Genomic DNA, 12,522 nt, shown 5'->3' with positions numbered 1-12,522 from the left:
GGACCAACCCCGATGCTCACCATCTACGGCGTCTACCGATCCCGCGCGATCCGGCCCCTCTGGGTGCTCGAAGAATGCAAGGCCCCCTTCACCCATGTTCCGGTGATTCAGGCCTACCGCCTGGCCGGCACCCCGGCTGCCGATGGGCCGCTGAACACCGCCATGCCCGAATACCTTGCCATCAACCCGCTGGGGCAGGTGCCCGCCATGCGCGACGGGGCCTTGCTGCTCACCGAATCCCTCGCCATCTGCCTGCACATCGCCCGCAAATACGGCGGCCCCCTGGGGCCCGCCTCGGATGACGAAGCCTCGGTGATGGAACAATGGGCCCTGTTCGCCGCAACGGCGGTGGAACCTGCCGCCATCGAAATCCTCTACACCACCCGTGACGGCAATGCGGACACCCCCACCGGCCAGGGCATCATCCGGCTCGCCGCCGAAAAGCTCAAACGCCCGCTTTCTCGGCTGGAACAACATCTGGCAAACCATGACTGGTTGCTGAACCGCTTCACCGTCGCTGATATCATGGTGGCCGAATGCCTGCGCTACGGTCAATCCTATGCCGCCCTGCTCAGCGATTACCCCAAAACCGCGCGCTGGCTCTCTGCCGCGCAGGCCCGCCCGGCGTTCAAAACCGTCTGGTCAAAGCGCAATGCAGAACCCGAATAGGGGGGCCAGCCCCCGGCTTCGCCTCCCCCAAAGGCTTTGCCAAGCAGCACTGCCCTGAACAAACTGAGAATGCTGCCAGCCAAATCTCCCCGCGCGGAACGCGCGCACCTGAGGAGACGCGGCGCAGCCGCGCGACGAGGTAAAACCCGCGCGGCGCAGCCGCTCCTTCAGATCAGCTCTGGCCCGGGCTGATCAGCCATGGCCGGGCAGGATGCCACGCCAGTCATGCGCATCCGCAAAGCCCAGCACCTCCCGGATCTTGCGGTTCGACATCAGGCTGTCCCAAGGCCCCAGCTTTTCGGTCACCGGCACATCCGGGAAGAACCGCGCCAAAAGCTCGGCATTGGGAATATTCATGCCATTGGTCGAATTGCAGGCGTTGAACACCTGAAAGCCCAACCCGTCCTTCTTCAGGCACAGATCGACAATCTGCCCCAGATCGCGCGCATCGACATAGTTGAACGCATTCCTGCGCCGCAGCTCGGGCTTGGCAAAATACTGCGGGAACAGCGTCTCATACTCCTGCGGCTCCACCACATTGCCGATCCGCAGCGCATAGATATCCGCCCCCGACCGCTGCGCAAAACTGCGCGCCGTCACCTCATTGACCTTTTTTGACGTGCCATAGGTGTCCATCGGGTCGATGTCATAGTCTTCGGTCAGCGGCAGGCTATGCGGGTCGGTCACCCCATCGGCAAAGCAGATGCCATAGGTGGTCTCGGAAGAGGCGATGATCACCTTGGCGATGCCCAGCTTCACCGCCGCCTCGATCACGTTATAGGTGCCCACCACATTGACCCGCCAGGTCTCGGTATCCGGGCACATCATCATCCGCGGGATGGCCGCGAAATGCACAACCGCATCAAAGGCCCGCGCCCCCTGCCCGGTCTCCAGCTCGTCATAGCCCGCATGGGAATGCATCGCCGAATAGACCTGCCCCGCGTCCGTGATATCGCCCAGCAGGTCATGCACGCCGGCGCCCCCCAGCGGCACCCGGTCAAAGTTCAGCACCCTGTGCCCCTGCCCCACCAGATAGGGGATCACATGCTTGCCCGCCTTGCCCGATCCGCCCGTGAAAAACACCCGCATCGCATTTCCTCCATTTTGCCAGCCGAACCTAGGGCGCGGGGGGGACAACGGCAATGCCCCCAGATCTTGCGCCCCCCCCATCTTGCATCCCCGGTCCCTTGGGTGATCTAATGCGCGCCAGCCCTGACCCAGAACAAGAATCGAGCATGCCATGGCCAATGACCTCCTCTCCGGCGCGACCCCGACCTATGACGCCTCCTCGATCGAGGTGCTCGAAGGTCTGGAACCGGTCCGCAAACGGCCCGGCATGTATATCGGCGGCACCGATGAGCGCGCCCTGCACCACCTTGTCGCCGAGATCCTCGACAACGCGATGGATGAGGCGGTGGCCGGTCACGCCACCCGGATCGAAATCGAGCTTCACGCCGGCAACACCGTCACCATCCGCGACAACGGCCGCGGCATCCCCATCGACCCGCACCCGAAATTCCCCGGCAAATCCGCGCTCGAAGTCATCCTCTGCACGCTTCACGCGGGGGGCAAATTCGGCGGCGACGCCTATGCCACCTCCGGCGGCCTCCACGGCGTCGGCGCTTCCGTCGTGAACGCCCTGTCTGACCACATGCGGGTCGAGGTCGCCCGCAACCGCGAGCTTTACGTTCAGGAATTCTCCCGCGGCATCCCCCAGGGCCCGGTACAAAAGGTTGGCCCTGCCCCCAACCGGCGCGGCACCACCGTCACCTTCCACCCCGATCCCGAGATCTTCGGCTCCCTCACCCTGAAACCCGCCCGCATGCTCAAGGCCGCCCGCTCCAAGGCCTACCTGTTCTCGGGGGTGGAGATCCGCTGGAAAACCGCCGTCAACGATGGGGAAACGCCACTGGAGGCGGTGTTCCACTTCCCCGGCGGCCTCGCCGACTATCTCACCGACACCCTCGCGAAGTCCACCACCTATGCCGACCGCCCCTTTGCCGGCAAAGTCGCCTTCACCGAGAAATTCCAGGTCCCCGGCTCGGTCGAATGGGCCATCAACTGGACCCCCGCCCGCGACGGCTTCATCCAGTCCTATTGCAACACCGTCCCCACCCCCGAAGGCGGCACCCACGAGAGCGGCTTCTGGGCCGCCATCCTCAAGGGCATCCGCGCCTATGGTGAGCGGGTCAAGAACCGCAAGGCCGACCAGATCACCCGCGACGACCTGCTCACCGGCGGTTGCGCGTTGGTCTCCTGCTTCATTCGTGAGCCGCAATTCGTCGGCCAGACCAAGGACCGCTTGGCCACCGAAGAAGCCGCCCGCTATGTCGAACTTGCCGTGCGCGACCACTTCGACACCTGGCTTGCCGCCGATCCCAAATCCGCAGGCTCCATCCTCGATTTCCTGATCCTGCGCGCCGAAGAACGCCTGCGCCGCCGGATGGAAAAGGAAACCGCCCGCAAATCCGCCACCAAGAAACTGCGCCTGCCCGGCAAGCTCACCGATTGCACCGCGAAAAACCGCGAAGGCACCGAGCTCTTCATCGTCGAAGGCGACTCCGCCGGCGGCTCCGCCAAAGGGGCCCGCTCCCGCGAAACCCAGGCCCTGCTGCCGCTCAAGGGCAAGATCCTCAACGTGCTGGGCGCCGCCAGCAACAAGCTCAACGACAATTCCGAGATCCGCGACATCTGCGAGGCGCTCGGCGTCTCGATGGGCACCAAGTTCAACGTCGATGACCTGCGCTATGACAAGATCATCATCATGACCGACGCCGATGTTGACGGTGCCCATATCGCCAGCCTGCTGATGACCTTCTTCTTCACCCAGATGCGCCCGCTGATCGACAAGGGCCACCTCTACCTCGCCTGCCCCCCGCTCTACCGCCTGACGCAAGGCCCCCGCCGCATGTATGTGGCCGACGACGTCGAAAAAGACCTCTGGCTCGCCAAGGGCTTGGGCGGCAAAGGCAAGATCGACGTGCAACGCTTCAAGGGTCTGGGCGAGATGGACGCCAAGGACCTCAAGGAAACCACCATGGACCCCAAGTCACGCAAACTGATCCGCGTCACGATTGACGAGGATGAACCGGGCATGACCGGCGATCTGGTGGAGCGGTTGATGGGGAAGAAACCCGAACTGCGGTTCCAGTACATTCAGGAGAATGCCCGGTTTGTGGAGGAGCTGGATGTGTGAGGGCTGTATGCCATTGACATATAGGCCAATGGCGTATAGATGCTGACGACGGTTATCGAACTGGACGAATTTCTGCGTCAGGCCAAAGGTGTCATCACCGACGCCGAACGTGCTGAACTGGTCGACACCCTCGCCGCAAACCCAGAGGCTGGCGTGTCCTTGGGTGGCGGCCTTCGGAAACTGCGCTTCGGCAGGGCTGGCGGGGGAAAGAGCGGCGGATTTCGAACCATCCATTTCTACCGCCCAACCACCGGCCCGGTGATTCTGCTGGCGGTCTCTGCCAAAAGCGAAAAGGCCAACCTGTCGGCCCCTGAACTGGCAGCACTGTTGAAACTCGGCGACGTGCTCGCCGCACATTACGGAAAGCGGACATGACCAGCGAAGCGTTCAAGCGGATCGAACGGGGCCTCCTTGAAGCCATCGCCCATGCACAGGGCGAAGACACCGGCGCAATTGTCCATCACATCGAAGTGCCCACACCCGATGTCCGCGCCATCCGCGCCCAAACCGGTCTCAGCCAGGCCGACTTCGCCCGCTCCATCGGCGTCAAGAAAGCCACCCTGCTGAACTGGGAACACAACCGCCGCAAACCCGACGGCCCGGCCCGCGTGCTGCTCGCGTTGATCGAGAAAGAGCCGGGGATTGTGCAGCGGGTGTTGGTTTAGAAGTGGTGTGGACGAACTTCTGATTTGCAAAAACCGGAACGGAAGTTGCAGTACATTCATGAGAACGCACAGTTGTGTGAGGGATGCGCCGTGCTAAGATGACAGGACGTGGTGGCATGGTGATCTCTTAAGATAGGTGCCGAATGATAGAATTAAAACCGACCCTTTACCTTGACAAGGGCGCGCTAGGGGCATTTGACCTTAACAGTCTTAGCGACTATTTCCAAATTTGCTATTCAGAAGCCACGTTGTTTGATCTGCTAAATGATAGAACCGACCTAGGTGAAGGAGAATTGAGAACGCTCAATGATATTCGGGCGCTCTACTATTACCGCGATTCAGATCGAATTCTCTCCACCGAGGCTAACGCAATTGATTTAATGAGAAAAATTGAGCCCCTTGAACTAGAAATCATGGCGAGCGCCTATAGATTTGTCAATGGAGGTGGTGCTCAAAGTTTATTCGACGTGTTGCATAATCAGTTGTCGGCTTTGCTTAATGCCGACAAAGACAATGCAGGCACTACCCAACTTATTGTCGAATCTTTGGTATCGGACCAAACTCTTCAACCACTGAAGTATCAGAAGTCTGAGCAATGGCACATCGAACTGCAAAGGGCAACGAAGTGCTGGAGCCAGAAACAAGATTTCACACTTCGGTCAATATTCGACCAGCATCCCGACCTTTACCTCGAACTAAAATACTACTTCCCAGACAAGGTACCAAGACCAGAACAAGTTCAGCTAGCCGCAATGCTACTTGGAGTTCTTCAGATGGGGAGCGACAAAGGAATTCTTTCTACGAATGACGACAAGTCAAGAAAGGCCGCAGTAAATGGCTATGTTGACTGTCTGCACGTTATGTTTGGATTGCACTGCCAGTATTTCTTAACCACCGACAAGGCCACTCTGCGACGTTTCCGCTTGCTCAATGATTACTGGCAACTCGAACGAAAGTGCGCGTTAGTTTCAGCTCAAGCGTAGGGCGGGGTTCACCCCGCCGCCCCGCGCCACATCGGCGGGGTGAACCCCGCCCTACCTCATGCCCCTCGCCCGGGCGTGCCCCGGTCAAACGATCCACCCAACCTGCTCCCCACCCCCCTTGCCTTCCCCCCGCCAAGCGCCCATCCTGCCCCCAGAGGCTCCGCCCCATTGGGACCGCCCCTGATGCCTTCCGCACTGTGGCCCCCGGCCCCTGGCAGGCAGCGATCCCCCCGGCATGGGCTGGCGGGTACCCCGGCACAAAGGAACCGCGCCATGGGCAAGGAAAAGAACAAGGGCAACAAGGAAACCAAGAAGCCGAAGAAAGAGGTCGTCAAGGTGCTGGCCACCGCCAATGCCGGGCTGTCCAAGGATGGCACCACGATTGCCGGCAAACGGGTCAAGCAATAGCCTTGGCGCCCCGGCGGGGGGCGTCCCCGCCAGCGGCGCCAACGTCATGACGTAAGCCATACGCAAACCAGACGCGTGCCATACGCAAACCAGACCCGTTTTCGCGCCATTTGACGCGCATTTCACCCACGCCATCGTGATGCCACCCGTCCGCCATCCGCGCTAGGCTTTGCCATGCGATGGTTCCTCCCCCTCCTGTTCTTCCCCCTGCCCGCCCTCGCGCAAGAGGTGGATCTGGAACTGGTGCTTTTGGCCGATGCCTCCGGCTCGATTGATCAGGAAGAGGTGGAATTCCAGCGTCAAGGCTATGCCACTGCCATCACGCATCCCGATGTTTTATATGCGATTTCTTCCACACTCACCGGCACGATTGCGGTCACTTATGTCGAATGGGCCGCCAATCAGATGGTGGTGGTCGACTGGACGGTGATCGACGGAGAGACGGCGGCGCAGACCTTCGCCGCCCGCCTGCTGGAACCGCCGCGCCTGGCCTATGGCCGCAATGCCATTGGTGCGGCACTCTTGGAAGGCAAGCGCCTGATCGAGGACAACCAGATCACCAGCCTGCGTCAGGTCATTGATTTTTCAGGGGATTCTGTCGGAAACTTCTCCGGCCCCCGCATCAGCGATGCGCGGGCCGAGGTGCTGGCGGCGGGCATCACCATCAACGGCCTCCCCATCCTGCGCGACGGCCGCGCCCAAGATCTGGCACAGGCCTATGAGGATCAGATCATCGGCGGCCCCGGTGCCTTTGTGGTCGCCGCCACCAGCCGCGACACCTTCGCCGAAGCCGTCCGCCGCAAGCTGGTGCTGGAAATCGCGGGCGCGCCGGTGGCCACGCAAACCGCGCAGGCAACCGGCCCATAACTACTTGATCTGAATGGTTTTCAGATGCTCGGCAATCTGCACCAGCCGCACCGGCGTCGGTGTCTGGATGCCATCGCCACCGTCATAGGGAACCAGCTCACTGTCCAGCAGCGGGCCGAAGTTCGGCATCACATCACTGCCCTTGCCACCGGTATAGCCCCAGATCTTGGCCATCACCGGCGTGGTCGGGAAGGTCCCGCCATTGCGGCGCGCCAGCAGGGTCAGGTCGGCCGGACGCCGCGCCAATCTGCCAGCCAGTTCCCCGTCGCCCTTGCCACTAAGCCCATGGCATCCCGCACAAAAATCGGCAAAATCCTGTGCCCCGCTCGGCACCGGATCGGGCGCGGTGGCAAACACGCAGGCCCCCAGACCAAGGGCTGCAAACAGCGAGAAAATGGGCAAGGGCTGCGCCATGGCGGCCTCCTTTGGGACTTTGCCGCATGGTGACAGGGCACGCGCCCCGGCACAAGCGCTTAGACCACCCGCCCCTGATCCAGCCGCACAATCCGGTCCATCCGCGCGGCCAACTCCATGTTATGGGTCGCGATCAGCGCCGAAAGGCCAGTGGCACGCACCAGATCCATCAGCGCAGCAAACACCTGATCCGAGGTTGCAGGGTCAAGGTTGCCCGTCGGCTCATCCGCCAGCAACAGGCGCGGCGCGTTGGCCATGGCGCGGCAGAAGGCCACCCGCTGCTGCTCACCGCCCGACAGCGCCGCGGGGCGGTGATCTGCCCGTGGCCCCACCCCGACGCGGGCCAGCAAATCCATCGCCCGCGCCCGCGCCGCGGCCTCGTCGGCACCATTAGCCAGTTGAGGAATAACGATATTTTCCAGCGCCGAAAACTCGGGCAGCAGATGGTGAAACTGATAGATGAAGCCCACATCCGCGCGCCGCACTTCGGTGTGCGCCTTGTCGGCCAGCCCGTCCATATCGCGCCCGTTCAGCCGGACCTGCCCCACATCCGGCGTGTCCAGCAGCCCGGCAATATGCAGCAAGGTCGATTTCCCCGCCCCCGAAGGGGCAACCAAAGCCACCACCTCACCCGGTTTCACCGACAGCGTTGCGCCGCGCAGCACCATCACCTCGGATGGTTTGCCCTTGTTATAGGTCTTCTCGATGCCTTGCAGATCCAGCGCCAGATCACTCATAGCGAAGCGCCTCCACCGGGTTCATCCGGGCCGCGCGCCGTGCCGGAAAGATCGTGACAATGAACGACAGCCCGAGCGACAAGGACACGGCCGACAGCACATCCGCCCATTGCAGCTTGGCCGGCAACGCATAGATCCCCCGGATCGACGGGTCCCAGACCCCACCCCCGGCAAGGTAATTCACCGCCGAAAACAGCGGGTCGATGTAGAGCGCAAACAGGCACCCCAGAACCACGCCAAGCACCGTACCGACAATGCCGGTAAACGCCCCGCACATAAAGAAAATCCGCAGAACCGATCCTTCGGTCAGGCCAATGGTGCGCAGGATGCCGATGTCGCGGCCCTTGTTCTTTACCAACATGATCAGACCGGAAATGATGTTCATCGTGGCGATCAGGACCAGAATGGACAGGATCACGAACATGATGTTGTCCTCCACATCCAAAGCCCGCAGGAAGGCCCCGGACGAGTCGCGCCATGTCCACAAAATCGCATCATCGCCCCCCGCCTGCAGCAAGGGTGCTGCATAGCGGTCCACATCATCGGGCTGATCAACCATCACCTCGAATTCATCCGCCAGGCCTTCGCGGTTGAAATAGCTCTGCGCCTCGGCAAAGGGCATGTAAAGCCGTGTGCGATCTATGTCATAGCGCCCGGCAGTGAAGACATAGACCACCTCATAGGCATTCACCCTCGGGCTGGTGCCAAAAGCCGTCCTGACCCCATCGGGCGAGATCACGCGGATGCGGTCGCCCACTGTCACCCCCAACTCGCGCGCCAGCACCGAGCCGATGGCGATCCCTTCGTCAAACCGGTCGATATCGCCTTCGGCCTGCGCGCCAAGGCCGATACGCGGGATGGATTTCAGATCGTCTTCCGACAGCCCGTAGACCTCGGCCCCATTGGTGGCCCCCTGGCTTGACACCATGACCTGCCCGCGGATCATCGGTGCGGCGCGAGTCACCCCCGGCACGGCGGCAAGCGCCTGCGACAGCGCCTCATATTCCGCAAAGCCCTTGACCAGATTGCCATTTTCATCCGCCCGGCCTGCCGAATAGACCGTCACATGGGCATTGGCCCCCAGAATGGTATCGACAAATTCCGCGCGAAAGCCCGCCCGCACCGCCAGCGTGGCGATCAGCGCAAAGACCGCCAAGGTGATGCCGATCAGGCTGATCCAGGTCATCACGCTGACCCCGCCTTCAGCGCGTTTGGCGCGCAGATAGCGCCAGGCGATCATCCGTTCAAAGCGGGAAAAGGGGGCGGTCTGGGGCATGTCTGCTCGCTTTGTATTTTGCGCGGACAGTGTCTGTTGCCGTTGCCCGCGTCAAGCCAGGCCAAGATGACCCGGTCTCACTTCGGCGGGATCAGCCCTGGCCAACAGCGATGGCAATCGCGCTAAAGTGCAGCCCGGCTGCAACCGCCACGCACAAATGCCAGATGGCATTGTGAAACCGCAGCCGGTGCCATTTGTAAAACGCCACCCCGCCGACATAGGTGATGCCACCCAGCACAATCAGCCAAAGCGACACATCCGGCAAGGAGGCCCGCGCAGGCCCGATCGCCAGGACGCCCATCCATCCCAAGGCGATATAGGCCACCACCGAAAGCCGGTCATACCGCCCCGGCAGCGCCAGCTTGACCACCACCCCCAGCACCGCCCCGGCCCAGACCACCGCGCCCAGAACCCAGACCATCACACCAGGGTCAAACTGCGCCAAAATCGCGGTGTAGGTCCCGGCAATCATGACATAAATCGCCGAATGGTCGAACCGCCGCAGCATCCATTTCAAGGCCGAAGGCGGGGCCATGTTATAGGCCAGTGAAAAGCCGAACATCAGGAAAAATCCTGCGGCATAAACAGCAAGCGCCGCAAACAGGCCAAAGTCGGCCTGTCGCAGCACGTGATACAGCAGGGCAGAAAATCCCATGATCCCGGCCAGCAGCGCAAGGGCATGCACCACCCCATCCGCCACCAGTTCCCCCAGTGTGAAAGGGCGCTTCATCAGTCTGGGATGTTCACTCGGCAGGGTCATCACGGGTCCGGATGCAAAGGCAGTGCTGCAAGATCGCCCTGCCGGGTGAAAGGTCAATCCGGTGCGGCGTCTGACGTTGCGTCAGCGCGCGGCCCAGAGCAGGCCACGCTTCATCAGTTCGGCTGCCGGGCCATGGTCGATGACATTGGCCTGATGCCCCAGCGCATTGTAATACACCCGCCCCTGCCCCCAGAGCTTGGTATAGACCACCGGCATCGCCACCGGCCCGTTGGGGGAATGCGGTCCCTCGACCACCGGGAAATCGCAGACGGCATGCACTTTCACAGCCGGGTCGACGTGCAGGTAATATTGCTCGGTCTCGACCTCGAAATCGCCGATGTCTTTCACCAGCGCGTCATCACTGACCATCCGCACGGCATAGCGCACCCCGTCATCGCCCGGATGCGCCACCCATTGCGCGCCGGTCATGAACTGCCAGGTCACGGAGGTGCGGAAGGCGTCGCACATGCCGCCATGGCAGCCGGCCAGACCCACACCCGCCGCCACCGCCGCCGCGGCATGCTCTGCCTGTTCCTTGCCGATCTCTGACATGGTCCAGACCGGGACAATCAGGCTCAGTTCCGCCAAGGCAGCAGGATCGTCAAAGCAGGTCAGGCTGTCGGTGACCTGCACCTCCATCCCCGCCTCGCGCAGCCACCCGGCGATCAAGGCTGCCACAACATCCGGCTGGTGCCCGTCCCATCCGCCCCAGGTGATCAATGCGCGTGCCATCCTTGCCCCTTCATCTTGGTCCAAATACTTTCGGGGGTGCCAGTCGGTTTCGCCATCAGGTCGAGAGACCGATGGGCTAGGGGGCCGACAGCCCCCCGACCGTTGCCCTCAGCGATGACCCTCGTAGATCTGCACGATCCGGTCAACCGCAGCCTCTGCCGACATTTCCTCGGACTCGCCCGTGCGGCGGCTGGTCAGTTCCACCACGCCATTGGCCAGCCCGCGCGGACCCACGGTGATGCGCCAGGGCAAGCCGATCAGGTCCATGGTGGCAAACTTCGCCCCCGCCCGCTCTTCACGGTCGTCATACAAAGCGTCCAGCCCCTTGGCGGCCAGGGCCTTGTACAATCCCTCGCAGGCCAGATCGGTGCTGGCATCGCCTTGCTTGAGGTTGACGATCCCCACCGGGAAGGGCGTGACGCCTTCGGGCCATATGATGCCCTTGTCGTCATGGCTGGCCTCGATGATCGCCCCCAAGAGCCGGCTGACGCCGATGCCGTGGCTGCCCATCTCGACCGGGACTTTGGTGCCTTCGGGCGTCACCACCGTGGCCCCCATGGCTTCGGAATATTTGGTGCCGAAGTAGAAGATCTGGCCGACCTCAATCCCACGGCCCACCTTGCGGCGCTCTTCGGGGATCTGGTCGAACAAGGCGGCGTCGTGCGTCTCGTCGGTGCGGGCGTAAAGCGTGGTGAATTCCTTGCAGATGCCTGCCACCTCGTCACGGTTGTCGAAATCGACCTCGCGTTCGCCCAGTTTCAGGTCGGTCACGGCGGCATCATAGAACACCTCGGACTCGCCGGTGCTGGCCAGCACCAGGAATTCATGAGTGTTGTCGCCGCCGATGGGGCCCGAGGCTGCGCGCATCGGGATCGCGGTCAGGCCCATGCGTTCATAGGTCCGCAGATAGCTGACCATGTGGCGGTTGTAGGCGTGCAGCGCCGCGTCCTTGTCGATGTCGAAGTTGTAGCCGTCCTTCATCAGGAATTCGCGGCCGCGCATGACGCCGAAACGGGGGCGCATCTCGTCGCGGAACTTCCACTGGATGTGGTAGAGCGTCATCGGCAGGTCTTTGTAGCTGCCGACATGGGCGCGGAAGATGTCGGTGATCATCTCTTCATTGGTGGGGCCGAACAGCATGTCGCGGTCATGCCTGTCCTTGATGCGCAGCATTTCCTGCCCGTAATCATCATAGCGCCCGCTTTCGCGCCACAGGTCGGCGGGTTGCAGGGTGGGCATCAGCAAGGGGATGTGCCCGGCGCGGGCCTGTTCTTCGTGCACGATCTGCTCGATCCGCTTCAGAACCCGGTAGCCCAGCGGCAGCCAGGAATAGATGCCTGCCGCCTGCTGCTTGATCATGCCGGCCCGCAGCATGTAGCGGTGGCTGACAATCTGCGCCTCGGCTGGGTTTTCCTTGAGGACGGGGAGGAAGTATCGGGAGAGACGCATTTGGGGCGGCCTATCGCTGAAAAGGGGGTCGCGAGGGTGTTAGCCGCTTCCCCGGGATCAGGCAAGGGCGGTGAGGGTTTCCCCCTGTGTTACAAGCTGTTGGGCTTCATGATTTCAAGGCGTTAGGATTCTGGAATTCATGATTTGTTAAGATTTGGGGCGGCAATTGATTTGGCAAGCGATGCGCATTGGTGGGTCAACTCGCCAGTGCCGGGTGGAACGACCCTCCCTGCCCTTGGAATGACCAGACGATATGGATTTTGCGGTAGGGCGGGGTTCACCCCGCCCTTGGTCGCAAAGGCGGGGTGAACCCCGCCCTACCGCGCGGCGGCCCCCCCATTTCCCATAAGGCCCATCACAGAACCC

The 12,522-nt window shown here is 62.1% G+C and carries 14 protein-coding genes; 7 read left to right on the top strand and 7 right to left on the bottom strand.

All coding sequences use genetic code 11. The features are described 5' to 3' along the window. Positions 1 to 12 precede the first annotated feature (12 nt). Positions 13 to 669: a glutathione S-transferase family protein gene (locus CXR43_RS04155; protein WP_103332833.1), complete on the top strand. Its 657-nt coding sequence runs from the start codon at positions 13 to 15 to the stop codon at positions 667 to 669. Between the two features lie 192 nt (positions 670 to 861). Here CXR43_RS04155 and CXR43_RS04150 read toward each other — a convergent pair whose 3' ends face one another. After that, positions 862 to 1,758: an NAD-dependent epimerase/dehydratase family protein gene (locus CXR43_RS04150; RefSeq protein WP_103332832.1), complete on the bottom strand. Its 897-nt coding sequence runs from the start codon at positions 1,756 to 1,758 to the stop codon at positions 862 to 864. A 151-nt stretch (positions 1,759 to 1,909) separates the two neighbouring features. Here CXR43_RS04150 and parE point away from each other — a divergent pair, with 151 nt between their 5' ends. From parE to CXR43_RS04125, 6 genes are all read left to right on the top strand, one after another. Further along, positions 1,910 to 3,865: a DNA topoisomerase IV subunit B gene (parE, locus tag CXR43_RS04145; protein ID WP_103332831.1), complete on the top strand. Its 1,956-nt coding sequence runs from the start codon at positions 1,910 to 1,912 to the stop codon at positions 3,863 to 3,865. 39 nt (positions 3,866 to 3,904) lie between these two features. Further along, positions 3,905 to 4,240, top strand: coding sequence for a type II toxin-antitoxin system RelE/ParE family toxin (locus tag CXR43_RS04140; RefSeq protein WP_103332830.1), 336 nt, complete (start codon positions 3,905 to 3,907; stop codon positions 4,238 to 4,240). Beyond that, a complete protein-coding gene (locus CXR43_RS04135; RefSeq protein WP_103332829.1) occupies positions 4,237 to 4,530 on the top strand; it encodes a helix-turn-helix domain-containing protein in 294 nt (97 codons plus the stop codon). Before CXR43_RS04140 ends, CXR43_RS04135 begins: the two co-directional genes overlap by 4 nt. Before the next feature lie 143 nt (positions 4,531 to 4,673). Then, positions 4,674 to 5,513, top strand: a complete 840-nt coding sequence (locus tag CXR43_RS04130; RefSeq protein WP_103332828.1) for a hypothetical protein — start codon at positions 4,674 to 4,676, stop codon at positions 5,511 to 5,513. Positions 5,514 to 5,786: 273 nt separating this feature from the next. Further along, positions 5,787 to 5,921 carry a hypothetical protein gene (locus tag CXR43_RS18155; protein ID WP_267134628.1) on the top strand — a complete coding sequence of 45 codons (135 nt, stop codon included), beginning with the start codon at positions 5,787 to 5,789 and terminating at the stop codon, positions 5,919 to 5,921. A 174-nt stretch (positions 5,922 to 6,095) separates the two neighbouring features. Further along, positions 6,096 to 6,788 carry a DUF1194 domain-containing protein gene (locus CXR43_RS04125; protein WP_103332827.1) on the top strand — a complete coding sequence of 231 codons (693 nt, stop codon included), beginning with the start codon at positions 6,096 to 6,098 and terminating at the stop codon, positions 6,786 to 6,788. On the opposite strand, the gene CXR43_RS04120 is transcribed toward CXR43_RS04125, so the two are convergent. The 6 genes from CXR43_RS04120 to proS all read right to left on the bottom strand — a co-directional run bounded on the left by CXR43_RS04120 (position 6,789) and on the right by proS (position 12,156). After that, entirely contained in the window at positions 6,789 to 7,202 is a 414-nt protein-coding gene (locus CXR43_RS04120; RefSeq protein ID WP_103332826.1) for a c-type cytochrome, read from the bottom strand. 59 nt (positions 7,203 to 7,261) lie between these two features. Further along, entirely contained in the window at positions 7,262 to 7,939 is a 678-nt protein-coding gene (locus tag CXR43_RS04115; protein ID WP_103332825.1) for an ABC transporter ATP-binding protein, read from the bottom strand. Then, on the bottom strand, positions 7,932 to 9,215 hold the full coding sequence (locus CXR43_RS04110; RefSeq protein ID WP_103332824.1) for a lipoprotein-releasing ABC transporter permease subunit: 1,284 nt from the start codon (positions 9,213 to 9,215) through the stop codon (positions 7,932 to 7,934). The genes CXR43_RS04115 and CXR43_RS04110 overlap by 8 nt, the downstream gene beginning before the upstream one ends. A gap of 91 nt (positions 9,216 to 9,306) precedes the next feature. Beyond that, complete coding sequence (gene trhA / locus CXR43_RS04105; RefSeq protein ID WP_103332823.1) at positions 9,307 to 9,975, bottom strand: PAQR family membrane homeostasis protein TrhA; 669 nt, start codon at positions 9,973 to 9,975, stop codon at positions 9,307 to 9,309. A gap of 81 nt (positions 9,976 to 10,056) precedes the next feature. After that, entirely contained in the window at positions 10,057 to 10,707 is a 651-nt protein-coding gene (locus tag CXR43_RS04100) for a ThuA domain-containing protein (RefSeq protein WP_103332822.1), read from the bottom strand. A gap of 108 nt (positions 10,708 to 10,815) precedes the next feature. After that, complete coding sequence (gene proS, locus CXR43_RS04095; protein ID WP_103332821.1) at positions 10,816 to 12,156, bottom strand: proline--tRNA ligase; 1,341 nt, start codon at positions 12,154 to 12,156, stop codon at positions 10,816 to 10,818. Positions 12,157 to 12,522: the final 366 nt, after the last annotated feature.

Source organism: Pseudotabrizicola formosa (assembly GCF_002900965.1).
Taxonomy (GTDB): Bacteria; Pseudomonadota; Alphaproteobacteria; order Rhodobacterales; family Rhodobacteraceae; genus Pseudotabrizicola; species Pseudotabrizicola formosa.
This window is presented reverse-complemented; position numbering and strand designations above follow the sequence as displayed.